Source organism: Arthrobacter sp. Y3221087, from assembly GCF_059089905.1.
The window spans coordinates 210,982-236,028 of the sequence record NZ_JBNHFE010000003.1 but is presented as its reverse complement, the minus strand read 5'-3'; the positions used below and the strand labels follow the sequence as shown (position 1 = coordinate 236,028).

The 25,047-nt window shown below is 64.7% G+C and carries 27 protein-coding genes; 15 read left to right on the top strand and 12 right to left on the bottom strand.

Annotated features, from left to right (window positions below; translation table 11 throughout):
- Positions 1 to 19 precede the first annotated feature (19 nt).
- Complete coding sequence (locus tag AC5RUO_RS12930; RefSeq protein WP_494103732.1) at positions 20 to 787, bottom strand: NAD(P)-dependent oxidoreductase; 768 nt, start codon at positions 785 to 787, stop codon at positions 20 to 22.
- 95 nt (positions 788 to 882) lie between these two features.
- Here AC5RUO_RS12930 and AC5RUO_RS12925 point away from each other — a divergent pair, with 95 nt between their 5' ends.
- Complete coding sequence (locus AC5RUO_RS12925; RefSeq protein ID WP_494051937.1) at positions 883 to 1,578, top strand: GntR family transcriptional regulator; 696 nt, start codon at positions 883 to 885, stop codon at positions 1,576 to 1,578.
- Positions 1,579 to 1,617: 39 nt separating this feature from the next.
- Here the strand turns inward: AC5RUO_RS12925 and ligM (AC5RUO_RS12920) are convergent, their stop codons facing one another.
- Entirely contained in the window at positions 1,618 to 3,030 is a 1,413-nt protein-coding gene (ligM, locus tag AC5RUO_RS12920) for a vanillate/3-O-methylgallate O-demethylase (protein ID WP_494011477.1), read from the bottom strand.
- Between the two features lie 41 nt (positions 3,031 to 3,071).
- Positions 3,072 to 4,424 carry an aminomethyl transferase family protein gene (locus AC5RUO_RS12915; RefSeq protein WP_494011476.1) on the bottom strand — a complete coding sequence of 451 codons (1,353 nt, stop codon included), beginning with the start codon at positions 4,422 to 4,424 and terminating at the stop codon, positions 3,072 to 3,074.
- A gap of 181 nt (positions 4,425 to 4,605) precedes the next feature.
- On the opposite strand from AC5RUO_RS12915, the gene AC5RUO_RS12910 reads away from it, so the two are divergent.
- The 9 genes from AC5RUO_RS12910 to AC5RUO_RS12870 all read left to right on the top strand — a co-directional run bounded on the left by AC5RUO_RS12910 (position 4,606) and on the right by AC5RUO_RS12870 (position 13,651).
- Positions 4,606 to 5,337, top strand: a complete 732-nt coding sequence (locus tag AC5RUO_RS12910; protein WP_494051940.1) for a PIG-L deacetylase family protein — start codon at positions 4,606 to 4,608, stop codon at positions 5,335 to 5,337.
- The gene (locus tag AC5RUO_RS12905; RefSeq protein WP_494011474.1) at positions 5,334 to 6,044 is read left to right on the top strand and encodes a 4-carboxy-4-hydroxy-2-oxoadipate aldolase/oxaloacetate decarboxylase; all 711 of its coding nucleotides are present in this window, start codon (positions 5,334 to 5,336) and stop codon (positions 6,042 to 6,044) included. Before AC5RUO_RS12910 ends, AC5RUO_RS12905 begins: the two co-directional genes overlap by 4 nt.
- Positions 6,031 to 7,110 carry a 4-oxalomesaconate tautomerase gene (locus AC5RUO_RS12900; RefSeq protein ID WP_494103731.1) on the top strand — a complete coding sequence of 360 codons (1,080 nt, stop codon included), beginning with the start codon at positions 6,031 to 6,033 and terminating at the stop codon, positions 7,108 to 7,110. The genes AC5RUO_RS12905 and AC5RUO_RS12900 overlap by 14 nt, the downstream gene beginning before the upstream one ends.
- Before the next feature lie 27 nt (positions 7,111 to 7,137).
- A complete protein-coding gene (locus AC5RUO_RS12895; RefSeq protein WP_494011472.1) occupies positions 7,138 to 8,103 on the top strand; it encodes a VOC family protein in 966 nt (321 codons plus the stop codon).
- A 45-nt stretch (positions 8,104 to 8,148) separates the two neighbouring features.
- Positions 8,149 to 9,642: an aldehyde dehydrogenase family protein gene (locus AC5RUO_RS12890; protein ID WP_494103730.1), complete on the top strand. Its 1,494-nt coding sequence runs from the start codon at positions 8,149 to 8,151 to the stop codon at positions 9,640 to 9,642.
- A gap of 101 nt (positions 9,643 to 9,743) precedes the next feature.
- The gene (locus AC5RUO_RS12885) at positions 9,744 to 10,640 is read left to right on the top strand and encodes a methylenetetrahydrofolate reductase (RefSeq protein ID WP_494011470.1); all 897 of its coding nucleotides are present in this window, start codon (positions 9,744 to 9,746) and stop codon (positions 10,638 to 10,640) included.
- Between the two features lie 10 nt (positions 10,641 to 10,650).
- Positions 10,651 to 11,523, top strand: a complete 873-nt coding sequence (gene purU, locus AC5RUO_RS12880) for a formyltetrahydrofolate deformylase (protein ID WP_494103729.1) — start codon at positions 10,651 to 10,653, stop codon at positions 11,521 to 11,523.
- Between the two features lie 36 nt (positions 11,524 to 11,559).
- A complete protein-coding gene (gene ligM / locus AC5RUO_RS12875; protein WP_494011468.1) occupies positions 11,560 to 12,972 on the top strand; it encodes a vanillate/3-O-methylgallate O-demethylase in 1,413 nt (470 codons plus the stop codon).
- Positions 12,973 to 13,042: 70 nt separating this feature from the next.
- On the top strand, positions 13,043 to 13,651 hold the full coding sequence (locus tag AC5RUO_RS12870) for a PadR family transcriptional regulator (protein WP_494011467.1): 609 nt from the start codon (positions 13,043 to 13,045) through the stop codon (positions 13,649 to 13,651).
- 62 nt (positions 13,652 to 13,713) lie between these two features.
- Here the strand turns inward: AC5RUO_RS12870 and AC5RUO_RS12865 are convergent, their stop codons facing one another.
- The 9 genes from AC5RUO_RS12865 to AC5RUO_RS12825 all read right to left on the bottom strand — a co-directional run bounded on the left by AC5RUO_RS12865 (position 13,714) and on the right by AC5RUO_RS12825 (position 21,581).
- Positions 13,714 to 14,955 (bottom strand): ABC transporter substrate-binding protein, encoded by a 1,242-nt coding sequence (locus AC5RUO_RS12865; protein ID WP_494011466.1) that lies wholly within the window; start codon positions 14,953 to 14,955, stop codon positions 13,714 to 13,716.
- An 11-nt stretch (positions 14,956 to 14,966) separates the two neighbouring features.
- Entirely contained in the window at positions 14,967 to 16,046 is a 1,080-nt protein-coding gene (locus tag AC5RUO_RS12860; RefSeq protein ID WP_494011465.1) for a branched-chain amino acid ABC transporter permease, read from the bottom strand.
- Positions 16,046 to 16,927 carry a branched-chain amino acid ABC transporter permease gene (locus tag AC5RUO_RS12855; RefSeq protein WP_494103728.1) on the bottom strand — a complete coding sequence of 294 codons (882 nt, stop codon included), beginning with the start codon at positions 16,925 to 16,927 and terminating at the stop codon, positions 16,046 to 16,048. Before AC5RUO_RS12855 ends, AC5RUO_RS12860 begins: the two co-directional genes overlap by 1 nt.
- Positions 16,928 to 16,932: 5 nt before the next feature.
- Entirely contained in the window at positions 16,933 to 17,643 is a 711-nt protein-coding gene (locus AC5RUO_RS12850; RefSeq protein WP_494103727.1) for an ABC transporter ATP-binding protein, read from the bottom strand.
- Positions 17,630 to 18,412, bottom strand: a complete 783-nt coding sequence (locus tag AC5RUO_RS12845; RefSeq protein WP_494011462.1) for an ABC transporter ATP-binding protein — start codon at positions 18,410 to 18,412, stop codon at positions 17,630 to 17,632. Before AC5RUO_RS12845 ends, AC5RUO_RS12850 begins: the two co-directional genes overlap by 14 nt.
- A gap of 123 nt (positions 18,413 to 18,535) precedes the next feature.
- Entirely contained in the window at positions 18,536 to 19,891 is a 1,356-nt protein-coding gene (locus tag AC5RUO_RS12840; protein WP_494103726.1) for an aminomethyl transferase family protein, read from the bottom strand.
- A 39-nt stretch (positions 19,892 to 19,930) separates the two neighbouring features.
- Positions 19,931 to 20,218, bottom strand: a complete 288-nt coding sequence (locus tag AC5RUO_RS12835) for a MoaD/ThiS family protein (RefSeq protein ID WP_494103725.1) — start codon at positions 20,216 to 20,218, stop codon at positions 19,931 to 19,933.
- The gene (locus tag AC5RUO_RS12830) at positions 20,211 to 21,317 is read right to left on the bottom strand and encodes a WD40/YVTN/BNR-like repeat-containing protein (RefSeq protein WP_494103724.1); all 1,107 of its coding nucleotides are present in this window, start codon (positions 21,315 to 21,317) and stop codon (positions 20,211 to 20,213) included. Before AC5RUO_RS12830 ends, AC5RUO_RS12835 begins: the two co-directional genes overlap by 8 nt.
- Positions 21,318 to 21,380: 63 nt before the next feature.
- On the bottom strand, positions 21,381 to 21,581 hold the full coding sequence (locus tag AC5RUO_RS12825; protein ID WP_009357062.1) for a hypothetical protein: 201 nt from the start codon (positions 21,579 to 21,581) through the stop codon (positions 21,381 to 21,383).
- Positions 21,582 to 21,877: 296 nt separating this feature from the next.
- On the opposite strand from AC5RUO_RS12825, the gene AC5RUO_RS12820 reads away from it, so the two are divergent.
- The 5 genes from AC5RUO_RS12820 to AC5RUO_RS12800 all read left to right on the top strand — a co-directional run bounded on the left by AC5RUO_RS12820 (position 21,878) and on the right by AC5RUO_RS12800 (position 25,045).
- Entirely contained in the window at positions 21,878 to 22,729 is an 852-nt protein-coding gene (locus tag AC5RUO_RS12820) for a hypothetical protein (protein WP_494103723.1), read from the top strand.
- A gap of 107 nt (positions 22,730 to 22,836) precedes the next feature.
- Positions 22,837 to 23,565, top strand: a complete 729-nt coding sequence (locus AC5RUO_RS12815; protein ID WP_494011457.1) for a class F sortase — start codon at positions 22,837 to 22,839, stop codon at positions 23,563 to 23,565.
- A gap of 46 nt (positions 23,566 to 23,611) precedes the next feature.
- Positions 23,612 to 24,130: a universal stress protein gene (locus AC5RUO_RS12810; protein ID WP_494011456.1), complete on the top strand. Its 519-nt coding sequence runs from the start codon at positions 23,612 to 23,614 to the stop codon at positions 24,128 to 24,130.
- Between the two features lie 276 nt (positions 24,131 to 24,406).
- Complete coding sequence (locus AC5RUO_RS12805; protein WP_494011455.1) at positions 24,407 to 24,751, top strand: metal-sensitive transcriptional regulator; 345 nt, start codon at positions 24,407 to 24,409, stop codon at positions 24,749 to 24,751.
- 54 nt (positions 24,752 to 24,805) lie between these two features.
- On the top strand, positions 24,806 to 25,045 hold the full coding sequence (locus AC5RUO_RS12800; RefSeq protein ID WP_494011454.1) for a heavy-metal-associated domain-containing protein: 240 nt from the start codon (positions 24,806 to 24,808) through the stop codon (positions 25,043 to 25,045).
- Positions 25,046 to 25,047: the final 2 nt, after the last annotated feature.

Here is a 25,047-nt window from a genome sequence, read left to right as displayed (position 1 = left end):
AGTAAGGACTGCCCGCCGCCTATGTTGGATTCGACAGGGCATGCAGCCACTCGAGCGTTCCGTCCGTCATGGGGTGGGAGACGCCAAGCGTTTCCAGGAACGAGCGGGCCTCACGCATCTCGGCTTCCCGTCTCGCGGCGTGCAGCGCCGTGCCCTCAAGTACACGCTCCACCAGTTCGGGTCCGGCAGGGCCCAGTTCCGAGGCGATCTGGCCGACGAGCCAGTCCTCGGCCCCTGCTGCCCTGGCGGCGGTGACTGACTCGATGACGGTGGCCGCGAGACCTTTCATGAAAACGCTGCGGAGCAACTTCAGTCCGGCGGCCGCGCCTGCTTCGCCTCCTGCACTGGTCACCGGGATTCCCCATCCGGTGAGGACAGGCAGCAGGTTTTCCGCGCCCGCACCGCTCACCACCAGGGGCGTCTCAAGCCGGTTGCGTGGAACCGGCGCCAGGATGCCAACGTCGACGAATTGAATGTGGCGCCGGGATGCGCGTTCCGCCAATCGCCGCTTTACTGCGGGGCCCGCTGTATTCATGTCCGCGAAGATGCTCGCCGGTTCCATCCCGGGCAGCGCTTCCTCGAGGACAGACTCTGCAGCATGCCCCCCAACCAGGCTGAGCACCACCCCTGTTCCACGCACGGCTTCGCCGACGCCACCGGCGGGGGTAACGCCGGCTGGAACAGCGGCGACCGCCGGATCGGCCGCCGTAACGCCCACTCCACGCCGGGAAAGGTCCTCCGCGTAGATGCGCCCGGCTTCCCCAAGCCCCAGGACGGCGACCCGCATGCGGTCCTTGTCCCCCCTTGCTCCTAAGATTGTAGACAAAATGGTGCTCACTCTGGGCCCCTCACTTGTTCGGCGATTCTGGGAGTTGAGTGCAGATGGCATCTCGCGGTCATTCACTGGAGGCGGAAGCGGCGGCCACCGGCGACCCGAGGGTCACCGACGTCATCCGTGACGCGATCATCCGGGGAGAGTACGCACCCAATCAGCGGCTTATCGAAGCCGACCTCAGCGTGGAGCTCTCGGCGAGCCGTGCCACGGTACGCACCGCACTGCTCGAACTCGCAGGTGAAGGCCTGGTGGAGCGGCTGCCGAACCGCGGGTCCCGGGTCCGGGCGATCTCCGTGGACGAGGCCATCGAGATCCTGGAGGTACGGATCGGTGTTGAGGGCCTGTGTGCCGCGAAGACGGCTGCGCGCATATCCGACGAGGATGCAGCTGCCCTGGAGCGGCTCAGGGCCCGGATGATCGAGTCTGTCACCGAGGGTGATCTCGTCGAATACGCGCGCCTGCACCTTTACCTCGATGTACGGATCCGCGAACTCAGCCACCATGCCACTGCCGCCGAGGTGTTGGCCCGCCTGCACGCGCAGAGTGTCCGGCACCAGTTCAAGCTCTCGTCGCGGCCGCAGCGGGCGAAGGTCTCGGTGTTGGAGCACGCCGCCATCATCGACGCCGTAGTCAGCCGGGACCCAGACGCGGCCGAGCACGCTGTGCGAAGCCACCTGCTCAGCGTCATCGATGCCCTCCGCGAAGTGTCATCCGCCCAGTCCGAACCAGCACCGGTCACCTGACGTGCAACCCTGGCTGCCGTGCGCGGCAAGCCGGCAGGCTCACTTGGCAGTGGCGCCGGCGGTGCGCCAGCCGCCGTGGTATTCCGTACGCGCCGTCACGGCGTAGGGCGCGGGGCTCACGACGGCGCGCACGCTGATCTGCTCGTGCCGCTCCACTGTGGTCTTGCGTGACCCCCCGTCAGGTTCGCCCCAAACCACGTGGACCTCGGTCCCGATGTCCACGTTGGCGTCAACCGTTGCCAGCGACAGTCCCCGGCGTTCATTGGCTGTCACGCCGGTGAAGAGCGAGAGGCCAACTGCAGTCCCGTCGGCGTCCACCACGGAATCGTAGTTCGACGAACCGTAGTTGGCGTTCGGGAGGTCGAAGAACTGGTAGCCCGGGTTGTCACGGTCGAGGAAGGACGCCCAGATCCTGGCGAGGTCCTCGTCGTTCCAGGCCAGCGTGACCTTCTTCCGCTGCCTGGCCGGATCAATCTGCTCAAGGGCGTCCCGGCCGATGAAGTCATGGTCGAATTTCACGAAGGAGCCGTAGCCCAGTTCCCACGGCGTGAGGTAGTAGTCCTCGATGTTGTCCGAGACGAAGGAGCCCGCGAGCGCGTTGATGGCTTCGTAGCTGGTGGCCGGCAGCCATCCACGGTAGGCGCGCTCGGCGTCACTGCTGTAGACAGCAGGCAGCGGCGAAGGTATCCAGCCCGACTCGAGCGTGTTCGAGGAGTAGGCGCGCGACCCGCAGGGTTCGATTCCAAACTCGGCACCGGCCTCGAGTACGGCCTCACGGATCCTGGCATGCTGCTCATAGGGTCCCCAGATCTCCAGCCCCGGGGCTCCTGCCATACCGTGGCGCAGGGTGCGCACCCGCCCTCCGGCAATGTCCAGGTGCCCCATGTGGAAGAACCTCACCTGTTCGAGGGTCCCGCCGTTGAGCTTCTCGATGATCTGCCAGGCGTTGGGCCCCTGGATCTGGAAGCGGTAGTACTCCCGCTGTACGGCCTGCCCGTAGGGGCGTGACGGTGAGCGGTCATCGTACCTGCATTCGACGTCGTACCCGCCGGTCTCGGCGTGGAACTGGAGCCAGTTCGCAGCAGGTGCCCGCCCAACGTAGACGAATTCGTGCTCTGCCAGGTGGAACAGGATGCCGTCGCCGATCACGCCGCCGTTGGACGCCGTGGGCACGAACTGCTTGGCCGTGTCCGCCGGGAAATTCGCGAAGCTGTTGATGCCCGTGTCCGAGAGCAGCCTGAGGGCGTCGGGGCCTTTCATGAAGAAGTTGACCATGTGGTGCGACTGGTCGTAGAGCACGGCGGTCTCGCGCCAGGCGCGCTGCTCCCGCCGCCAGTTGGTGAACTCCGCGGGGACCACAGGGTAGATGTAGGTGCCAAGTTGAGAGTTGCGCAAGAGTTCGACGGTGTTGCCTGCGGCATCGAGCACGTCCTGCAGGGACTTCCGGGCCATCGGGGTTCTCCTTCGTTTATTCCGGGTGGATGGCTACGCCGCTAGGCGGCGCGGTAACTTTCGCGTGCGTACTGCACGAACGGTGCCGGGGCCACCGTGGCCCGCAGGGCAACCTGCCGGTGCGGCTCCACCTGGACCTTGGCCGAGTTGGGCTGCTCACCCCACAGCACCGTGACCTCGGCACCGGTGACCGCCGCGCCGGAGTCCAGGCTGGCCAGCGAGACGAACGCCTGCTCATTGGCGATGTAGCCGCAGTCGAATGATTGCCCGATGTCGGCGCCGTCCTGGAGCACCCGGTCCACCTGGTACAGGGCATAGCGCGCCTTCGGCAGGTCGATGTACTTGGCCGGGAGGCCGGGCCGCAGGAGCGAGCCGATCGCCTCCTGGACATCGTCGGGGTTCCACACGAGTGTCACCTTGCGGCGGTGGGGCCTTTCGGACATGCCCTCGAGCGCGTCCCGTCCCACGAAGTCATGGTCAAACGCGATGGACCGCCCGTAGTCCAGGTCGTAGGGCGTCAGGTAGTAGTCCTCAATGTCCGCCGTGCCGAAGCTGCCGCCGAGTGAACCGGCTGCTGAGGCCGGCAGCCATTCCCGGTAGGCCCGCAGCCGGGGGTCCGAGAAGATCGCCGGCACCGGAGAGGGCACCCAGCCCGACTCGAGGTTGGCTGTTGAATAGCCTTTTGCCCCTACTTGGGTAAGTCCGAATTCTGCTCCCGCCTCAAGCAGCAGGTCCCGAACACGTGCACCCTCGGCCCACGGGCCGAAAAGTTCGTAGCCGGGCTGTCCGGCCATGCCATGCCGGATCCCGCGGACCTCCAGCCCGGCAATCGGGAAGCGTGCCATATGGAAAAACCCGATCTGCGGGACCGGGCCGCCGATGAGCTTTTCCACGATTGCGACGGCGGTGGGCCCCTGAAGTTCGTAGCGGAACAGGCGGGGGTCGCCGGCACGCACGATGGAGTTGCCGTCCCGTTCCACCTCCACATCCAGGTCTCCTGTTTCGGCGTTGTACTGCACCCAGTCGATCACCATCGGGTGTCCCACCAGGTTGAAGGAGTCCTGGTCCAGGTGGGCGAGTATCCCGTCGCCGATGAGTTGGCCCCGGTGGTTCACCGCGATGAACTGTTTTGCGCGGTCAACTGGAAACTTCGCGAAGGAGTTGACCGCAAGCCCCCGGAGCAGGCTTTCCGCTTCCGGCCCCTGCAGGAAGAGATCCGTCATGTGGTGCGACTGGTCAAGCAGGGCGCAGCTGGTGCGCCAGGAATGCTGCTCTGATCGCCAGTTGCTGAACTCGGCAGTCACTGGGAAGACATGGGGACGGGCCGGCGAGTTCCGCAGCAGCTCTACCGGCGAGCCCTCCCGGTCCACTGCTTCCTGCAAAGTCTCCGTCACTGCGAACTCCTTCGTCCGGCCCGCCACGCAGTCACGACATTTGCACGGGAGCTTTAAGATCGAGATTGCTAACAAAATTGTATCCGATGCCTTGACCGGGGTGCCAGAGAGTGGTTGTCTGGCACTGTCCGCGGATACCGGGCTAGGTCAGGTTGCAGGAGCACTCCGGGAGGACTGAACTATGGGCGATCCGGGCAGTCTGCTCGTCGTCAGCGCACATGCGGGCGATTTCGTCTGGCGTGCCGGCGGCGCGATTGCCGCCGCCACCGCCCGTGGCGACCGCGCCGTCGTCGTCTGCCTCTCCTATGGCGAACGTGGCGAATCTGCCAGCCAATGGCTGGCAGGAAAGACGCTGGACGAGATCAAGGCGCTTCGGCGCGGGGAGGCTGAGGAGGCCGCCCGGGCCCTGGGCGCAGAAATCGAATTCCTCGACGCCGGCGACTACCCGCTTCTGCCGAGCCGCGAACTGCTGGATGAGCTCGTGCGGATCTATCGCCGGGTTCAGCCCACCGTTGTGCTGACCCATCCCCTCCTGGACCCCTACAACGGCGACCATCCAGCAGCTGCCCGGCTGGCGATCGAAGCCAGAATCCTGGCCCAGGCTATTGGCTACGACGCTCCCGGCGAGGTGTTGGGGGCGCCGCCGGTGTTCTTCTTCGAGCCGCACCAGCCCGAGCAGTGCGACTTCAAGCCCGACGTCCTGCTTGATATCACCTCTGCCTTTCCCGCCAAGCAGCAGGCCATGAAGTGCCTCCCCGCCCAGCAGCACATGTGGGACTACTACACGGACCTCGCCGTTCGGCGCGGGGTACAGGTCAAACGGAATGCAGGACCAAACCTCGGACTGCCCGTAGACACCAGGGGCGAGGCCTACATGCGCTACTACCCCCAGGTCACGGAGGTTCTGGAATGAAACCCGTGGTGGTCACCGGCGTGCAGCGGGCGGAGGCGTTGTCCATCGAGGGCCTGGCAGGGCACGGTGTCGCCACGGTGCACGAGGCGATGGGGCGCAGCGGACTGGTGGGTGCCTCGCTCAGGCCTCTCCAGGATGGAGTACGGATCGCTGGCTCAGCCGTTACCGTCCTGTGCTGGCCAGGGGATAACCTCATGATCCACGCCGCGGTGGAACAGTGCCGCGAAGGTGATGTGCTGGTAGTGACAACCACCTCGCCCTCCCTGGACGGTTCGTTCGGAGAGCTGTTCGCAACAGCACTGCAGCACCGGGGGGTGCGCGGGCTTGTCACCACGGGGGGCGTCCGCGATGTCCGCGAACTGCGCGCGATGGGCTTTCCCGTCTGGTCCGCCGCGATCAACGCGCAGGGTACGGTCAAGGCGACGGCGGGCTCGGTGAATGTGCCGATCCCCGTCGGCGGTGTGGTTATTCACCCAGGAGACGTGATCGTGGCCGACGACGACGGCGTGCTCTGCGTGCCGCGCCGCGACGCCCAGGCAACCCTCGAGGCCGCCGCCGCGAGGGTTGAGAAGGAGGCTCAGTCCCGTGCGGCCTACCGCGCGGGTGAGCTGAGCCTGGACCGCAATAGGCTGCGCGCGGTGCTTGACAGACTAGGCGTACGATACGTGAGCGCGGCGGAGTACGGGTCGGGCCATGGCGCCCGATGAAGGCATTCCCTGCCTCCTCATGCGCGGCGGCACCTCGAAGGGCGCCTACTTCCTCGCGTCGGACCTGCCTGCAGATCCTGACGAACGTGACGATCTGCTGCTTCGGATCATGGGCACCCCCGATCCGCTCCAAGTAGACGGGATCGGCGGTGCGCATCCCCTGACGAGCAAGGTTGCGGTCATCTCGGCATCTCCCGACGACGGCGCCGACGTTGACTATCTCTTCCTGCAGCTCGGCGTGGATACGGCGTTTGTGACCAGCCGCCAGAACTGCGGCAACATCCTGGCCGGCGTAGGACCATTCGCCGTGGAGCGCGGTCTGGTGGCGCCCGGTGCCGACCATAGCGAGGTGCGCATCCGGATGGTCAACACCGGAAGCATCGCCACGGCGTATTTCGCCACCCCCGGCGGCACCGTGGATTATGACGGCACCCTCGCGATCGACGGCGTGCCCGGAACGGCAGGGCCAATCAGGCTCAACTTCGAGGCCACCGCCGGCTCGTCGACAGGGGCGCTCTTTCCAACGGGCAAGGTACTGGACCGGGTCGCCGGCGTGGAAATGACCTGCGTCGACAACGGCATGCCCACCGTGCTGCTGCGCGCGGCTGATCTTGGCGTAGCCGGCAACGAACTGCCCGGCGACCTGGAAGCGGACGACGCGCTGGCGGCCCGCCTCGCGGAAATCAGGCTTGCCGCAGGCGAGGTGATGGGCATGGAAGACGTCAGCGGCGCAACCGTACCGAAGCTCGTACTGCTGTCCCCGCCGCAGGCAGGCGGCACCATTGCCACGCGCAGCTTCCTGCCCGTGCGCGTGCACACGTCAATCGGCGTTTTTGGGGCCCTCACTGTCGCAGCGGGAGTGCTGGCCGAAGGGTCTGTGGGGCATGGGTTTGCCGTGTTTCCCGCACCGGAGCGACCCTTCCGCGTCGAGCATCCCTCCGGCCATTTCGACGTTGACGTCGGCGTGGAGCCGTCCGCGGATGGCTACAGCGTCACCCACTCGGCAGCGCTCCGGACGGCTCGAAAGATCTTCGAGGGGCGCGTTTTCCCGCGCCCCCGCCTGTAACCCCAACCTTGAGGAGAGGACTGTTCCATGACCGGGTACACCTCGTTCGACGTCGCCCACTTGGGAAACGTGGAACTGCTCACTCCCACCTTCGACGAAAGCCTCTGGTTCTTCCGTGACCTGCTGGCCATGCGCGTCGTGGCAGAAGCCGGGGAAGCTGGGAAGAAGTCGGTGTACCTGCGCACGTGGGACGAATACCAGCTCTACACCATCAAGCTCTCCGCCTCGGCCGATGCCGGCGTCGGACGGACCACCTTCCGGACCACAAGCCAGGAGGCGCTTGAGCGCCGGGTGGCGGCCATCGAAGCCACCGGCCTCGGCATCGGCTGGGTGGACGGTGAGGTGGGGACGGGACCTGCCTACGCGTTCCGCGACCCGGACGGGCATGAGCTGGCAATCTACTACGAGACCGAGCGGTACACCGCCACGGACGACAAGCCCGCACTGAAGAACCAGGCCTCGGCCTTTCCCGGCCGGGGCGTGAACGCCAGGCGGCTGGACCATATCAACTTCCTCGCCAAGGACGTAGTGGCAAATGGCGAATTCGTGCTGAACGCACTGGGAGCACGTGAGAGCGAACGCATCAGGCTCGACGACGGGGGGTACGCCGCATGGTGGTTCCACTTCAACAACAAGTCCTACGACATCGTGTACTCGGACGACTGGCTGAAGCATGGCAACCGCCTGCACCACGTCGCTTTCGCCCCCGACACCCGCGAGGACATCCTGAAGGCGGCCGACATTTTCCTTGAGAACGGAATCCACATCGAGTCCGGCCCGCACAAGCATGCCATCAACCAGACCTTCTTCCTCTACGTCTGGGAGCCCGGCGGCAACCGCATCGAACTGGCCAACGCCGGCGCCCGCCTGCTGCTGGATCCTGACTCGCCGGTGGTGGAGTGGACGCAGGAGGAGCGCAAAAAGGGGCAAGCCTGGGGCATGAAAACGATCGAAACCTTCCACACCCACGGAACGCCCATTGTCCGCCAGTGACAAAATTAAAGAACCCGGCAACACAGCACAGAGAGGTGTGAAGTCATGACAAACACAGTAGACACGTCCGCGCCGGTGACCACCGGCCTGTACATCGGAGGCGCCGAACGCCAGGCTGCCTCGACCATGGAGATCGTGGACCCGGGAAAGCCGGGCATCATCGTCGGCCACGCGGCCGCGGCGGGCTCGGGTGACGTCGATGATGCGATTGCGGCAGCTAAGGCAGCTTTCCCCGGGTGGGCCGCCCTGAGCGCGCAGGAGCGCGCAGAGCAGATGGGGGCGGCGCTGGAGGGCATCGCCGATTTCCGCGACGAGGACGCCGCCATCCTGTCCCAGGAAAACGGCAAGATCCGCATGGAGGCCTGGGTGGACTCGCTGGTGTTCGAGATCCGGTGGAACCTCGCACTCGCCCTGGCCGAAGAGGTGGACGCCACCAAGCTTCTTCCACCGGCACCGGGAATCCCGGTGTCCACCACTGTGGAATACCAGCCGATCGGCGTAGTCACGGTCATCGTGCCCTTCAACTGGCCCATCGCGATCCTTGCGGCCTCACTGCCGCACGCGCTTCTCGCCGGCAACACGGCGATTGTGAAGCCCCCGCCCACGGCTCCGCTCGCCACAACCCGGGTGGTCCAGAGGATCGCGGAGAAACTGCCGCCGGGCGTTTTGAACGTCGTGACCGGCAAGGACGCGGAGATGGCCGCCCTCATCACCAGCCCGGACATCGCAAAGGTATGCTTCACCGGGAGCGTCTCCGGCGGCAAGCGGATCATGGAGATGGCCGCCAAGTCGCTGACGCGGGTGACGCTGGAACTCGGTGGAAACGACGCTGCCATCATCCTGCCCGACGCCGTCCTCGATGACGCGCACCTGGACCGTCTCTACGCGTCCATTTTCGACACCACGGGCCAGATCTGCATGGCCGCGAAGCGGATTTATGTGCACCGTTCCCGGCTGGAAGAGCTCGCCGAAGGGTTGTCCAGCCGGCTTGAGAATGCCGTGATCGGTTACGGACTCGATGAGGGGACCACCATGGGGCCGCTGCACTCGCCGGCGCAGAAGGCCTTCGTCAGCGAAATTATCGAGGAGGCGAAGGCTTCGGGTGCCGAGGTCAGGGAGTACGGCGTGATTCCGGCGGATCCGGACCTGCGGGGCGGAAACTTCCTCCGGCCCGCACTGGTGATCGATCCTGAACCCTCGCTGCGCGTGGTCACCCAGGAACAGTTCGGGCCCGTCATCCCGCTCATTCCGTTCGACACTGAGGATGAGGCGGTGCAGGCGGCGAATGACACCTGGGCGGGCCTTTGCGGATCCGTGTGGACTGCCGACCCCGCAACGGCAAGCCGAGTGGGCGGAAAGCTGGTCTGCGGCTATGTCTGGGTCAATGACCACGGTGCCACCCGGCTCGACCTGCGGGCACCATTTGGAGGCATGAAGCAGTCCGGCATGGGCAGGGAACAGGGTATTGAGGGTGTCCGGGCGTTCCAGGACACCCGCGCCGTCGCGCGCCTCGACCCCGAGTCGCTGCGGGACAGCTGAAAGGCCCGGACTACGCAAAGGTGCCTATGGCTTTTACCTATCAACGTAGGTAAAATTGCGAGTGCAGGGTGCACCGTTGCAGCTGCCGAAAGGATCCTCCGATGGCCACTCGAATCAGGCCCGGCGTCAACCGCGCAGCTTCCTTGGAACTCATCCGGGACTTCTCACTCGAGATGACCGGCAAGGACGTTCCCGCCCTCATCGAGGCAAGGGTGCAAATTCCGCCCGGCACCCGGATCAACGTGACCTCTTTGGCCAACGAAGACCTTGAGATGCGCGTGGCCGCGGCCAAGGCGGCCAGGGAACTCGGCTTCGTTCCCATCCCCCACATCTCGGCGCGAAGGTTGAGGTCGGAGCAGCACCTTAAGGAGTTCCTCGGCCGCTTGCAGGAGGTTGGCGCCACCGAGCGTATTTTTGCGGTCGGCGGTGATCCAGCCCGCCCGGAGGGGCCGTATCACGATTCGCTTGCGTTGATACGCAGCGGTGTCCTGGAGCAGTTCGGCGTCCGCGAAGTCGGACTCGGCGGGTACCCCGAGGGCCACCCGGATATTCCGAAGGAGATCCTGTGGCGGGCGCTCGAAGACAAGTACGCGGCACTCATGGAAGCGGGCCTCAACGCGGTCATCCTGACGCAGTTTGCCTTTGACACCGATCCAGTGGCTGACTGGATCGAGGCCGTGCGCTCCAGGGGGATCTCCGCTCCGATCCGCGTAGGCACTCCCGGACCAGCCGGGATAAAACGCCTTCTGGGTTTTGCCAGGCGGTTCGGTGTGGGCGCCAATGCAATGATCGTGAAGAAGTACGGCTTTTCACTCACCAACCTCGTCGGCGTCGCCGGTCCAGACAACTTTGTCAACGACCTTGCCGCAGTTCTCGCCGATCGATCCGCGGTGAAGGGCGATGGGCTCCTTGGCCAAGTGGGGCTTCACTTCTACACTTTTGGCGGCCTCCTGGAGACAGCCGACTGGGTCCGCCGGTTCATAGGCGGGCAGGAGTGAGGAGGCACGAATGGCACTCCATACCCACGACCACAAGGACCAGGCCTGCCTGATTGTCCACGGCCCCGACCAGCCCGGCATAGTCTCAGCGGTGGCGGCCTTGGTCAGCCGGAACCAAGGGAACATTGTCTCCCTCGACCAGTACTCCAGCGATCCGGCCGGAGGCGACTTCTTCCAGCGGGTCGTCTTCAGCCGGCCAGACCTTGCCGTTGCACTGCCGGAAATCGAGGCGGACCTCGGCACGAGCCTGGCCGGTCTGAGGCTGGAGTGGACCCTTACCGACCGGTCCGTGCCCAAGAGAATGGCCATCCTGGTTTCCACCTCGGACCACTGCCTGCTCGAGCTGTTGTGGCGCCACCGCCGCGGTGAACTGCCCGTGACCATCCCCATGGTGATTTCCAACCACACCAACACCGCCGAGGATGTCCGGTCCTTCGGCGTTCCCTTCTTCCACGTGCCCTCGTCCGGTCCGGACAAGACGCATTCGGAGGAACAGATCCTGAAGCTGCTGGCGGGCAATGTGGATTTCGTCGTCCTCGCGCGCTACATGCAGATCCTGTCGCCGGGCTTCCTTGACGCGGTGGGGGTGCCGCTCATCAACATCCACCACTCATTCCTGCCCGCCTTCATAGGCGCGGCGCCCTACCGCAAGGCGAAGCAACGCGGCGTCAAGCTGATCGGGGCGACCTCACACTATGTGACCAAGGACCTTGACGAAGGCCCCATCATCGAGCAGGACGTAGCCCGGGTGACGCATGTCCACAGTGCCGCCGATCTCCAGGCCCGCGGCGCTTACGTTGAAAGGGCCGTGCTTTCCCGCGCTGTCGAGTGGCACGCCGAAGACCGTGTCATCCGGCACGGCAACCAGACCATCGTCTTTTGACCACACAACAAACCAATACAGAACGAGAGGTTCGTCATGGCACCCAGGAATTTGCAGGAAGTCCTTGATTCGTCCCGCGGCGCGGTGGACCTGCTCCGCAATTCCCAGATCGGCTCGTATATCTATCCGGTGGTCCCGGCCGACTTCCAGAACTGGATCAAGGAACAGACCGCCTGGCGCCAGACGGCTGTGCTGTACGACCAGTCCCACCACATGGACAACCTGTTCATGAAAGGACCGGACGCGATCAAGCTCATCTCCTCAACGGCCATCAACTCTACTGCCGTATTCCCCGTGAACAGGGCAAAGCAGTATGTGCCCACCACCGAATCGGGTCACGTTATCGGCGACGGCATCCTTTTCCGGGAGGCCGAAGACGAATATGTCTACGTAGGCCGTGCGCCGGCGGCCAACTGGCTGCTCTACCACGCTGACAAGGGCGGCTATCCAAATTTGGAAATTACCGTCGACCGCCGTTCACCGTCCCGTCCCTACGGCCAACAGGTCAACCGCCAGTACTACCGCTTCCAGATTCAAGGGCCCAATGCATGGCAGGTGATCGAAAAGCTGAACCGGGGGCCGGTGGAACAGCTAAAGTTCTTCAACATGTCAACAATGGCCATCGAGGGGACACGCGTCCGCACCCTGCGCCATGGCATGGCAGGCGCTCCGGGCCTTGAAATCTGGGGGCCCTATCCCGACCACGGACGCATCCGGGACGCCATCGTTGAGGCGGGCGCCGAGTTCGGCCTGGTGCCTGTCGGTTCGCGCGCCTACCCGTCCAACACCCTCGAGTCCGGCTGGATCCCCTCGCCGTTGCCCGCGATCTACAGCGGCGAAGCCGAGCGCGGCTACCGCGAGTGGCTCCCCGCGGATGGATACGAGGCGACGGGGACGCTCGCCGGATCGTTCGTGTCCGCGAACATAGAAGATTACTACCTCACTCCGTATGAGCTGGGCTACGGTTCATTCGTCAAGTTCGATCACGACTTCATTGGCCGCGATGCCCTTGAGCGGATCGACCCGGCCTCGCAGCGCAAGAAGGTCACCCTGGCTTGGGACGGAGAGGACGTGACCTCGATTTTCGCGTCGCTGTTCAAGGTGGAGGGACCGAGCTACAAGTTCTTTGACCTGCCGCTCGCAAACTACGGCTCGGCGAACTACGACTCCGTCATCGACGCGGACGGCACCGTCGTCGGATACTCCATGTTCACCGGGTACAGCGCGAACGAACGCCGGGCCCTCTCGCTCGCCACCATCAACCCCGACGTACCCGAAGGCACGGAACTGAGGGTTGTGTGGGGCGAGCCCGACGGCGGCACCGCAAAGGCCGCCGTCGAACCGCACGTGCAGACCGAGGTGCGCGCCGTCGTCAGTCCTGTGCCCTACTCCACCGTCGCCCGGGCAACCTACCAAGGCGGGTGGCGCACCAACTACAAATCCGCCTAGGCTGGTAGCCGGGTTTGTCAGGGGGCGCTTGCCCCCTGACCCCGCGTCCGGTCATCGAAGGAGTTACTCCATGAGCCTGCGGTACGCGCTGCTTGCGTTGCTTCGCGTGGGGCCGCTCTCAGGCTACGACCTGCAGAAGCAATTCTCCTTGTCGGTGGGGCATGTCTGGCATGCTCCGGACTCGCAGATCTACCCAGAGTTGCGCAAGATGGAGGCCGAGCGCCTTATCGAAGGCGAAGAGCAGCCCAGGGGCCAGCGCGCCACCCGCCGGGTGTATCACGTGACGGACGCCGGGGACCGGGCCTTCCTCGACTGGATGCAGACACCGCTGGACTATGCCAGGGTCCGCGATCCCGCCCATCTAAGGGCTGCCTACCTTGAGTCGGTGGCTCCCGGGGTGGGACGGGAGTTCTTCCGGGCCCACATTGCACAGTGGGAAAGCGAGCTCGCCCAGTGGGAGCACGAACTCCTGCAGATCACTGAAGTTGCCAACCCGATGCTGATCCGCCGCCTTGCAGTAACCGAGCCAGCTGAACGCGAGCGCACCATCGCCTTCAAACGGTTTACCTATGAGGGACTTGTTGACCGGGCACGGGTCGAGATCGCCTGGGCGCAGAGGGGGCTCAGGCTCATCGACGAACTGGAAATGCTTTCCGATGCCAGGGCAGCCCACGTTTAGCGCCGCCATTCCCGGCGGAACTCCGGAGATGGCGGCGCTGCCGCAACGGTGAAGGCGGGTTTTTAGCCGAAGCTTTCCGCCGTGTCGTAACCCCTGCCGTTGTACTTCTGCACCAGGACCGAAGACACGGCCGGCTGTCCGTCGACCGTGGTGTCAACCGCCGTGCCCTCCAGCATCAGGGGCGCCTGCAGGCCCTTGATGTCGCGCAGCGCCGTCATGAAGCTGTCACGGGTCGGCTCACTCATATTCTTGAAAGCCCCTTCCAGTGTGGCTCCCACCATGTAACTCCACATGCAGTGCGGGAAGGCCGGCATGTCAGGGTAGTTGCCATACTCCTTGAGGTCGGCGAGAAACTTGACGACGTCTTCGTCCTCTGCAAATGCCGGGCTCTGCGGGGCCTTGGAGAACGACACCGAGTAGATGCCCGGATACGCATCCGCACCGCCGGGCTGGAGGATGGCGGTGGGACTCGACGTATTGGACGGAAGGAACCAGCTTGGCTTCCAGCCGATCTGCTGGGCCTTTTGCAGCGACGAGATCACCAGCGGGGTGATGGACATGGCGTTGAAGAAGACATCCGCTCCGGACGACGCCAGCTGGGTCAGCTGGGCGTCGACCGACGTATCGGTAGCCTCGTACGTCAGTTCTCCGACAACCGTGACGTTGTCCGCACCCTCGATGGCTTCCTTGAAGCCCTCTACGTAGCCTTTGCCGTAGTCATCGTTCTGCGACAGGATGGCGACCTTGTGCTCCCCCTGCGATTCCGCCAGCAACTCACCGAAGGCTGCTCCCTCGTTCTGGTAGATCGGAACGAAGCCGAGTTGCCATGGGCTCTCCTCCCGATCGCTGAACAGGGGGTCACCGGTCATCACGAGCACCTGGGGGACCTCTTGGCTGATGGCGGCATCACGGAAGGCGCGGTTGGTGGGGGTACCGAGGCCGGACGTGACGGCAAAGACGCCGTCGGACATCATCTGCTGGAAGTTCGACAACGACTTCTGCGGATCATATGCATCGTCGTAGGACTTGATCTCGACGGTGCGCGTCTTGCCGTCACCGAACTCCACGCCGCCTGCCGCGTTGACGGCGCCGAAGTAGGCTGCAAGGCCCGCGACGGTGCAGGTTCCAGGTCCTGCTGTAGGACCGCTGAGGGGAGTGGTGACGCCCAACGTAATGGACGTGTCCGTGATCCCGGGGCTGGCCCCGGAGCCGCCGCCCTGGCCACCGCCGTCACGGGCACAACCTGACAGGGAGAGCGCGATGATCGACGCCGTCGCGACGATACCGAGGACCCCGTCTGGCATTTTTCTGATTTTCATGATCGATCTTGCCTCTCTGTTTTTTCGAGTCCCTCCCGCGCGGCCTCAGAAGCCGGTTGATGCACGGGAGAGTTATGTTGCGGGGGATTCCCCGGTGATGTGCTGCGGGCGGTGAGCCGGCGGTTTAGACGGCGGATCACCCGTGGAAGGCTCACCAGTCCATGGGGCAACAGGAAGAGCACCGCGAGGAGAATCGCGCCCTGGCTGATGGTGGTCAGGTTGGGATCGATGGCGTTCGTCAACTGGGGAACGAAAACGTAGTAGGCGCCACCAATCAGCGCACCAATGATGCTGCCCGCGCCGCCGATGACCATCGCGGCGACGAGACCGATGGAGTGGCCGAAACTGAGGGTCTCGGGCGAGGTGTACTGCACGGCCGCGAGGTAAAGGAAGCCACTCGCCCCACCAAATATGGAGGCGACTGTGAACGCGAGCACCTTGGTACGGTACGGCGAGATACCCATGGACGCGGCAACGGCTTCGTTCTCCCGCACCACCGTGAAGGCACGGCCGTACTTGCCGCGCACGAGGTTGCGGCCCAGCAGGAACGCGGCGACGGTGACCACCAGCACGATGTAGTACTGCCACTGGTCGTTATAGAGCCCTGACCAGTCGGGAGCGTCCGTAAAGCGGGCCGAGATGCCCTGCGAGCCCCCCGTGAACTCGTCGAGCCGCTTGGCCAGGGGAACACCCACGATCGGCAAAGCGATGGTGACCATGGCGATTGCGAGGCCACCGAGCCGGGCTGCCGCCAGCGCCACAAGCAGCCCGACAAGGCCCGGCACGACGCAGGCCGCAATGAACACCAGCATGATATTCCAGTCCGCCTTGACGCCGTAGGCGGTCACATAAGCGCCGAGCCCGAGGAAAAAGATCTGCCCGAGGTTCACTTGCCCTGTGTAGCCCATCACGATGTTCAGCCCCAGTACTGCGACGGCATAAACGCCAATGCGCACGAGCGTTTGGTTCGTGAATGCCGGGAGGATGAGCGGGGCAATGATCAGCGCGATGGCCACCACTGCTATAAGGATGATGCGGATGGATCCCTTCGCAAAGATTGAGGACAGCGTACGCATCAGACCCTCACCACGACCTTCCGCCCGAACAGGCCTTGGGGTCGGATGACCAGGATGACGAAGATCAGTACAAACGGCACTGCGATCTTGAGGTCATGGCCCACGAGCGGCACGTAAACGGCCACCAAGTTCTCCAGGACCCCAATGGCCCACGCCGCAATAACACATCCGATCGGGCTGCTCAGGCCTCCCAAAATCACCGCTGCGAGCGCGTAGACGAGCGCTGTGTCAAGCATGCCCGGGGTGAGGGTCAGCTGCGGGGCAACGAGGACGCCGGCGATCGCTCCCAGAACCGCGGCCAGGCCCCAGCCCACCATCAGCAGCCTGCCGACAGGCAGGCCTGAAAAAGCAGCGGAGGCCGGGTTATCTGCGACAGCCCGGAGCGCGAGTCCAAGCTTGGTGCCCAGGAAGAGCACCTGCAGAAGCACCATGATCGCCAGGATCGTGACCGTTGTGGCGATGGACCGGACACTCACCACCGCGCCAAAGATCTCCACACCGGTTAGCGGGAAAAGCGACTCGAACGGCAGGTTGTTGTAGCCCCAAAAAACAGCGGAGATACCGGTGACCAGGGTGAGCAAGCCAATGGTTACCACAACCGCAGTGTGGGTATCGCTTCCCTCGAACCTGCGGATGAGAAACCGCTCAATTACTGCCCCGATGAGGAACGAAACCACCACTGCGATGAGGATGGCGACGACGAGGGGCAAGCCGAGCCGCGTAAGGGCGTAGGCGATGTAAGCGGACAGCACGGCCATGCCGCCTTGGGCGAAGTTGATCAGGCCCGTCGCCTGGTTCACCAGCACGATAGCGAGGGCCAAAGCAGCGTAGATGGAGCCGGTCGAGAGCCCGTCCACCACGAGTTGGATGAAGGTGCCCATATGGTTCAGCCCCCCAAGTAAGCACGGCGGATCTCGTCCATGCCTCTAAGTTCGGTGGAAGATCCGGTCAGCACGTTGCGTCCAGTTTCAAGCACGGTGGCAGTGTCCACCAGCGAGAACGCCAGGTTTGCGTTCTGCTCCACCACCACCATGGCAATGCCGGACTCGAGCCGCAGCCGCCTGATCGCCTGGTACACCGCCTTTGAGGTGCTCGGGGCAAGTCCGAGGGATGCTTCGTCGAGCAACAGCAACTTGGGCCGGGCCATAAATGCCCTGGCTACGGCGAGCATCTGCTGCTCGCCCCCCGAGAGTGACGCCGCCCGCGAACCGACGCGGTCCTGCAACTGCGGGAACAGGTCAAGGCAATAATCGATATCGCCAGAGATCGCTGCCCGGTCCTTGCGCAGGTAGGCCCCCACCAGGAGGTTCTCCCGAACGCTTAGCTGGCCGAGGGTTCCGCGGCCCTCCGGAACGTGGGCGACCCCCAGCGCCGCCACCTGGTCAGGGCGCAGGCCGCGGATATCGCGTCCCTCGAACCTGATCAGTCCGCTGGTGCGCACCGTACCGCTGATGGCGCGCAGCGTCGTCGTTTTGCCCGCCCCGTTTGCGCCCAGTATCCCGACTGACCCACCCTCCGGCACGGTAAGATCCACCCCGTCCAGTACCTGCACGGGCCCGTAGGCCGCTGTCACGCCGGCAAGTTCAAGCAGCGCCATCCACCGCGTCCTTCCCTATATAGGCCTCGATGACACGGGGGTCGGACTGGGCTTCGGCGGCGGTGCCCTCCATGAGCTTGCGTCCGTGGTCCAGCACCACCACCCGGTCGGTGAGCGCGGAGATAAGCCCCATGTGATGCTCGACGATGACGATCGTGACGTCCTGCTCGGCGCGGAGCCGCTTCACGGTCTTGATAAATTGCTCCACCTCAGCATGGGACAGCCCGGCGGCCGGCTCATCGAGCAGCAGCAGCGAGGGGTGGGAGAGCAAGGCACGCCACAACTCGATGCCCTTGTGTAGTCCGTGGGCGAGTTCGTCGGCGGGCAGGTGGGCGGCCCAGCCCAACCCTGCGTGGTCAAGGAGCTCAAGCGCTTCCTCGCGCATCCCGCGCTCAGCACGGGCGGTATAGGGCAACCGCGATGCCCAGGAAACAGGTCCGCCAGGAAGCCTGGTGTGCCCGCCAAGAAGCACGTTCTGCAGGACTGTGGCATGCAACAACAGGGCCGGATGCTGGAAGGTACGTGCGAGCCCAAGGCGCGCAAGGCGGAACGGTGCATTTCCCAGGACCTCGGTGCCATCGATGGTGATGGAACCGGAACTGGGCCTGTAGTGGCCGCTGATGCAGTTGAATAGGGAGGTCTTGCCGGCGCCGTTGGGTCCTACGAGCCCGAAGATGACGCCCGGTTCCACGTCGAAGCTCACTTCCTGCAGGACCTTGACGCCGCCGAAGTGCAAGTTCACGTCGTTGAGGCTCAGGCTTGCGGCCACCCTGTACCTTCCTGTCGCGTCATTGCTCCGGGCGGCGCGATCCGTCACGACCGCTCGAGACCGACGCTACGGATCGAATACTTAATTGTCAACGATTTTGAAACGAACGTTAGCCAACCTCAATCATGGCGCGCGGTAACCGCTCCTGGCGTAGTCCGAGAAGGGCGCCGGAGCCACGGTGGCACGGATTTCGACCTGTCGGTGGCGCTCCACCTGCCCCTTGCGGGAGTTGGGTTCCTCCCCCCAGACCACCACCACTTCCGTTCCGGTCTGCGCATGTGCCACGTCGAGCGTTGCCAGTGATAGGAAGACCTGCTCGTTGGCGAGGTAGCCGACGTCGAACGAGATGCCGATGGTCTCGCCGTCCTTTAGGATCAGGTCGGTCTGGTAGAGCGCGTAGCGTGATTTGGGCAGCTCAATGTACTTGGCCGGAATGCCCTCACCCAGGATCGACCCGAGGGCTGCGGCTACGTCCTCGTTGTTCCACACCAGCGTTACTTTGGTGCGGCGCTGGTTTTCCGAGTGACGCTGAAGCGCTTCCTTTCCGAGGAATTCGTGGTCGAAGGACACGGAGCGGCCCAGTCCGATGTCATAGGGAGTGACGTAGTAGTCGGCTACATCGGTCGAGTAGAAGCTGCCTCCCAGCGAGCCCGCCTTCGACAGGTCGAGCCAATCGCGGTATGCCCTGAGCTCGGGCTGGAAGATGGCGGGCGGCGGGGACGGCACCCAGCCGGACCCAAGGTTGGCCGAGGAATAGCCCTTCGCGCCGACCTGCGTGATGCCGAATTCCTGGCCGTCGGCCAGCAGTTTGGCATGCACCGCCGCGGCATCGGCCCAGGGACCCCACAGTTCGAAGCCCGGCTGCCCCGCCATGCCGTGGCGCAGTACACCCACCCGACGCCCCTCGATCTCCACCTCGCCCATGTGGAAGAACTTCAGTTCCGGTGCCGGCTTGCCCGTGACCTTCTCGATGATGGCAAGCGCGTTGGGTCCCTGTAGTTCGTACCGGAAGACCTTGGGATCGCCTTTGCGGATCAGTGAATGGTCGTCGCGGTCGAGGGTGACATCCCAGTCGCCGGTGGAGATGTTGTATTCAACCCAATCGCTCAGCATGGGAAGCGCCACCAGGTCGAACGAGTTTTCGCCGAGGTGGAAGAGGATGCCGTCGCCAATCAGGTAGCCGTCCTGATTGACTGCGACCAGTTGCTTCGCCCGGCCCACCCGGTAGGCGGCGGCGGAGTTTGTGCCGATCCAGGTGAAGAACTTCGTGGCGTCGGGACCGGCGACAAAGAGGTCTGCCATGTGGTGCGACTGGTCGAGCAGGGCACATGAGTCACGCCAGGAAGCCTGTTCGCTTCGCCAGTTGGTGAATTCAGGCGTCACCGGAAACGTGAACGGCCTGGACTTTGCATTACGCAACACTTCTACGGCGCTGCCGCCCTGCTGGTCGATAGCGGACTGCAGGCTCTGCTTTGTCATGATCATTCCTTCATGGGATGTGTTGGGCCGGCGGCACAACTAGCCGCCGGCCACCGACTGGATCACCAGGACCTCCTGGCCCGGCGCCACCTCCGTTTCCAGCCCCTGCAGGCGACGTACCTCGTCGCCGTCCACATAGATATTCACGAAGCGGCGCAGGGCACCCGTCTCGTCGCGGAGCCGCCTGGCGAGTACCGCATAGTTTGATGTCACCGCATCGAGCAGCTCTCCCACCGTCACCGGCCGGTCGGAGGGCGCAGTCAGTACGGACTGCCCACCGGCGAGGGGCTGCAGGACGCTCGGCAGGACAACTGCGATGTCAGGCACCCGCCATCACTGCCGCCCGGACACACAGCACATCGGGCAGGTGTGTCGCTACTTCCGTAAAGGTCTCACCCTCGTCCGCGCTGGCATAGACAGCGCCGCCGCGCGTGCCGAAGTACACGCCCGCGGGTTCCGCCGTGTCAACCCAGGCGGCGTCGCGCAGCACGCTGTTGTATTCGCCGGTGGGCAGGCCGGACGCCAGCCGCTTCCAGGTGGAGCCGGTATCGTCAGTGCGGTGCACCGCCAGTTCGCCATCGGGCGGAATGCGTTCGCCGTCCGCTTTCAGCGGCACCACCCAGGCCGTCCCGCCGCGCCGGGGGTGGGTGAGCATCACGAACCCGAAGTCTGCGGGCAGGCCCTCCGCAATGGAGGTCCAGGTGTCGGCATTGTCGTCCGTGCGGTAGACGCCGTGATGGTTCTGGGCATAGAGACGGCCGTCAACGGCAGGATCCGCGGCGATCTTGTGAACGCACTGGCCGAATTCAGGGTTGGGGTCGGGCAGAAAGTAGGCTGAGATTCCCTTGTTGCGGGGCTCCCAGGAGGTGCCGCCGTCCACCGACCGGTAAACACCCCCGGTGCTCATGGCCACGTGGACAGTGTCGCCGGCGGGATGGACCACGATGGAATGCGCCGCCGCACCACCGTAGCCGGCACCCCACTCGCTCCGGTGCGGGTGGTCCCACAGCCCCCGGTTCAATTCGAAATGTTCGCCGCCGTCGGTGGATTTCCACACGGAGATGGGCTCCGCACCGGCCCAGACCACCCCCGGCCGGGATTCGGCATCTGGATAGATCTGCCATACCCGCTCTACCGCAGCGCCGGTGTCCTCCGGAAACTTAATGGCCCCCTGCTCCGGCTCGGACCAGGTGGCGCCGAGATCATCGGAATGGGCAACCGTTGGTCCCCAGTGCTCATTGCGGACGCCCACCATGACCCGGGTGCGGCCGTTCCGGGTATCGATCCCGATGCTGGGGATCTCGCTCATCAGGAAATGGGGGCCGGTGAAGGACCAGGTACTCCTGTCCTGGCTGGTGGCCAGCCACAGTCCTTTTTTGGTCCCGATCGCTAAGACAAAACTCTCTGCGGATGCCATGCCCCCCATGCAACCATCGCTGCCGGCGGCCCGCAACGGTTTTCTGGCGGCAGAAGCCTCCGGTTCCTGGGGCTAGTCGACAAACTCCGACTGGGTCTCGATGAAATCCCAGTCGGCATCGCTCAGGACTGCTGCAGGGTTATCGGGGTGCGGTCCGCCCGCTTCCGCGATGCCCTGGAGCACGGGAAGCGGCAGCTCCTCGGCACGAAGGTTCTCCCGCAGCCACTCCTTGGTGTCGAGGTCCAGGTCCAGCCACCACATGTAGATTTCCATGTCCACACCTTTCGTATGCTTCAACGTTAGGCGGGGCGCCAACCGCGGACAAGGGATGATCATAGAGTCGGCCGCTTTCCTCCTCAGAACAAGTAGCACTCCCCCATTTCCGCGTAGGAGCAGGTATCGCCCCACGTCAGCGCCCCATAAAGTCGAGTACCTCCTACTCGCGACCCGCCCCTGCCGCCGCTCCTAGCCTGAAACTTCAAGCAAGCTGACCGTGCTGCTGGGGCATACGGCGTCAACGCTGGCACTCCCCGCGCGCATGGACCGCTACATATATCTGGGGAGAAAAAATGAAACGTACCTTTGCCACTCTGGGGGTGGTAGGGCTTGGACTGATCAGCCTCACTGCGCCGGCCATGGCCGCATCAGACAGGGTCGTCGTCTGCCACGACGAGGGCGGAACCTGGATTCCGCTGGAGTTTGATGCCAACGGGATCGGCGGCCACCGCCAGCACGCCGACGACATCATCCCGCCGACGCCGAAAATGCCCGAGGGGTTGAATTGGACCAATTCGGGAAAGATCGCCTACATCGCCAACTGCGACGAACTGCCGCCGGGCGAAACTCCGCCGGTCTACCCGCCCGCCGGTGGTGACACAACTGGCGGGGGAGCCGATGGAGGAGACTCCGGCGGGGAAACCGGCGGGGAAACCGACGGGACCACCGGTGGGGAAACCGGCGGGGAAACCGACGGGACCACCGGCGGAGAAACCGACGGGACCACCGGCGGAGAAACCGACGGGACCACCGGCGGAGAAACCGACGGGACCACCGGCGGAGAAACCGGCGGAGAAACCGACGGGACCACCGGCGGGGAAACCGACGGAGAAACCGACGGGACCACCGGCGGGGAAACCGACGGAACCCAGACCAACCTCGAATCTGCAGCCGTCGAAGCCAAAGCCGGTGCCCTGGTTCCCGCGCAACCTGCCGCCGCCACGCCGCAGGTGCCGGCACGGACCGGTGCTGCCGCCACCGCTACCGCTACCACCAACCTCGGCACCAACAAGGGCTACAACGCACAGACGGCCGTTGGCGGGGCTGAGTACTCCCCCGCCTGGGTCGCCGGATTGGGCGCACTGGTGGCAGCAGGAGCCGCAGTGGCCGTACGCCGCAGGTCCGACGCCACCGCAGCAGGCTAAGCCCGCGGCCCGAGCCGCTTTCCGCGGCCACTGACAAGGAAGGCGTCCCGCCAGTGCCCGGCGGGGCGCCTTCCTTCCCATCATCCCCCGCCAGGTGAGGAGTACAGATGTCCCAGGAACGCAGCCGGCAGGCCGCCCGGACCGGCCGCCGGTGGCGCCGCTGGAACCGCGGCGACCTCGCTATCCTCCTGTCCGGAATCCTGGCATTCCTGGCCATTACGTTCGGCGGCCCTTTGCTCCACCAGCCGCAGCCGGCCGCCGTCGGAAGCGTTGAAACGGCAATCCTTGCACCGGCAAGCGCCGCACCGCTGGCGGGCAGCACTCCGGATATACAAGGCCCGACGACGGCGCCCACCGCGGCTGCCCCGCCGTCACCCGCCTCCGCCCTGCCGGAGGCGGCGGCTCCGGTGCGCATCCGGTACGGGGCGGCAGGTTTTGACGTGCCGGTACACCCGCTGGACCTCGACGGCGCCGCGCAGGACAGCGGGACCATCGTGCCGCCGGAAACCAAGGACGGCTACTGGCTGGTTCCGTTCGGGACTCCCGGGGAGGGCTCAGCCAACACGACGTACGTGATCGGCCACAGCTGGGACGGAGCGGAGGCGCCGTTTAACCACTTGAGCTCCGCCTCGCGGGTGGGTGACCGCTTTGAGGTGGACACCGCCGCGGGAACCCTGCCCTACCAGGTGGACAGCGTGACGACCTACGTCAAGTCCAGCTTGAAGGACAGCCCCATCTGGGACATCGTGCCCAACCGGCTGGTCCTCATCTCCTGCTACACGGAGGACCCGTGGGGCAAGAACGTCGTGATAACGGCCTCACCTGCGCTTATGTGATCCGGCGGGACCTGTTCAAGGCAGTTGCCCGGGCGCACAATGAGCTATGACATCGGAACGGTTCAGTGGAACTGCCCCCCTGCTGGTTGGAATCATGCCCAAGCAGCATCCGGAAGTCCTGCAGACCGCGGCCACCCTGGCCGCACGGCTGGGCACGCCCCTTGTGTGCGCGTATGTGGACGAGGCCAGCTACCTGGTGGAGTGGGACCCTGCCCGCTCGGCCCACCGCCTGTCGCTTCATCCGGACGCCGACGACGAGGACATCCGGAGCCTCACGGCGGAACTGAAAGCAGACATCCAGTCAGCCGTGGACAAGGTGCCGCCCGGCAGCGGCGTGGTGGACTGGACGCTTCGCACCCTTGCCGGTGATCCCGCCCGTGCGCTGGGCCGGCTGGCGGCCGAAGCCAACGTGCCCATCATTATTGTGGGCACGTCCGAACGCGGCTTCTCGCACCGGCTTTCAGAGGCACTGAATGGTTCCGTGGGAGCGTGGCTGACCCACCACCAGAGCAAGCCCGTCCTGGTGGTGCCTTACCGGATGCCGGCGCACCAGGACAAGCCATGACCCGTCCGCGGGCAGCCGACAGGGGACGGAAACGGCACGCTGAAAATAAAGCGAAAGTAGTTATTCGCGGTGCTGGCGGACGCCAATACCAGCCAGTAAGCTGATTCAAGCAGACCGATCCACGCAAGTGGACACCGGTTTTGCCCAAGAGCTGCTCCGGAGTGCGTATCCCCCAATAACGCACTCCGGAGCTTTTTTGTGCCCTGCTCTGCGATGTCCCTTTATACCCCTAGGGGGTACTTGATTTAATACCCCTCAGGGGTATACGGTGGATTTATGAAGACCATTGAAGAGGCAACCGCCGGGTCCGCAGTGCAGCACGTTCCGGAACACGGGTACACGGGAAACAAGGACGCCTACCTCCGCCGGCTCAAGCGCATTGAAGGCCAGGTTCGCGGCATTGCGCGGATGGTAGATGAGGACAAGTACTGCATCGACATCCTCACCCAGGTTTCCGCCGTGACCAAAGCCCTGCACGCCGTGAGCCTGGGACTGGTGGAGGAGCACATCGGCCACTGCGTGGTGGGGGCCGCCGCGGAACCCGACCCGGAAGCGCGGGCCGAAGCCATCGATGCAAAGGTCAAGGAAGCGGCCGACGCCATCGGCCGGCTGCTTCGCTAAACCCAACTGCACCCATTTGCCGGCCACCGCCGGCCAAACCATCAGGAGACAGCCATGAGCACCACCTCCCCCACCATCACAACCGTCAACGTTTCCGGCATGACCTGCGGCCACTGCGTCTCCGCGGTCAGCGAAGAACTCGAAGCCCTCACGGGGGTGGAGGCCGTGGACGTCGAACTCAACGCCGGCGGCATTTCCACCGTAACCATCACGTCCACGCAAAAGCTGTCGCCCTCGGAAATCGGCGAAGCAGTGGCGGAGGCCGGGTACCTGGTCGTCGCCAACGAAGCCTGAAG

Coding starts and splice junctions, on each gene's coding strand:
- AC5RUO_RS12900 (WP_494103731.1), top strand. CDS start 6,031: ATGGCGCCCGATGAAGGCATTCCCTGCCTCCTCATGCGCGGCGGCACC.
- AC5RUO_RS12825 (WP_009357062.1), bottom strand. CDS start 21,581: ATGGAAATCTACATGTGGTGGCTGGACCTGGACCTCGACACCAAGGAG.
- AC5RUO_RS12930 (WP_494103732.1), bottom strand. CDS start 787: ATGCGGGTCGCCGTCCTGGGGCTTGGGGAAGCCGGGCGCATCTACGCG.
- AC5RUO_RS12840 (WP_494103726.1), bottom strand. CDS start 19,891: ATGACAAAGCAGAGCCTGCAGTCCGCTATCGACCAGCAGGGCGGCAGC.
- AC5RUO_RS12910 (WP_494051940.1), top strand. CDS start 4,606: ATGGGCGATCCGGGCAGTCTGCTCGTCGTCAGCGCACATGCGGGCGAT.
- AC5RUO_RS12925 (WP_494051937.1), top strand. CDS start 883: ATGGCATCTCGCGGTCATTCACTGGAGGCGGAAGCGGCGGCCACCGGC.
- AC5RUO_RS12870 (WP_494011467.1), top strand. CDS start 13,043: ATGAGCCTGCGGTACGCGCTGCTTGCGTTGCTTCGCGTGGGGCCGCTC.
- AC5RUO_RS12810 (WP_494011456.1), top strand. CDS start 23,612: ATGACATCGGAACGGTTCAGTGGAACTGCCCCCCTGCTGGTTGGAATC.
- AC5RUO_RS12885 (WP_494011470.1), top strand. CDS start 9,744: ATGGCCACTCGAATCAGGCCCGGCGTCAACCGCGCAGCTTCCTTGGAA.
- AC5RUO_RS12890 (WP_494103730.1), top strand. CDS start 8,149: ATGACAAACACAGTAGACACGTCCGCGCCGGTGACCACCGGCCTGTAC.
- AC5RUO_RS12865 (WP_494011466.1), bottom strand. CDS start 14,955: ATGCCAGACGGGGTCCTCGGTATCGTCGCGACGGCGTCGATCATCGCG.
- AC5RUO_RS12820 (WP_494103723.1), top strand. CDS start 21,878: ATGAAACGTACCTTTGCCACTCTGGGGGTGGTAGGGCTTGGACTGATC.
- AC5RUO_RS12830 (WP_494103724.1), bottom strand. CDS start 21,317: ATGGGGGGCATGGCATCCGCAGAGAGTTTTGTCTTAGCGATCGGGACC.
- ligM (WP_494011468.1), top strand. CDS start 11,560: ATGGCACCCAGGAATTTGCAGGAAGTCCTTGATTCGTCCCGCGGCGCG.
- purU (WP_494103729.1), top strand. CDS start 10,651: ATGGCACTCCATACCCACGACCACAAGGACCAGGCCTGCCTGATTGTC.
- AC5RUO_RS12855 (WP_494103728.1), bottom strand. CDS start 16,927: ATGGGCACCTTCATCCAACTCGTGGTGGACGGGCTCTCGACCGGCTCC.
- AC5RUO_RS12805 (WP_494011455.1), top strand. CDS start 24,407: ATGAAGACCATTGAAGAGGCAACCGCCGGGTCCGCAGTGCAGCACGTT.
- AC5RUO_RS12860 (WP_494011465.1), bottom strand. CDS start 16,046: ATGCGTACGCTGTCCTCAATCTTTGCGAAGGGATCCATCCGCATCATC.
- AC5RUO_RS12815 (WP_494011457.1), top strand. CDS start 22,837: ATGTCCCAGGAACGCAGCCGGCAGGCCGCCCGGACCGGCCGCCGGTGG.
- AC5RUO_RS12905 (WP_494011474.1), top strand. CDS start 5,334: ATGAAACCCGTGGTGGTCACCGGCGTGCAGCGGGCGGAGGCGTTGTCC.
- ligM (WP_494011477.1), bottom strand. CDS start 3,030: ATGGCCCGGAAGTCCCTGCAGGACGTGCTCGATGCCGCAGGCAACACC.
- AC5RUO_RS12800 (WP_494011454.1), top strand. CDS start 24,806: ATGAGCACCACCTCCCCCACCATCACAACCGTCAACGTTTCCGGCATG.
- AC5RUO_RS12850 (WP_494103727.1), bottom strand. CDS start 17,643: ATGGCGCTGCTTGAACTTGCCGGCGTGACAGCGGCCTACGGGCCCGTG.
- AC5RUO_RS12895 (WP_494011472.1), top strand. CDS start 7,138: ATGACCGGGTACACCTCGTTCGACGTCGCCCACTTGGGAAACGTGGAA.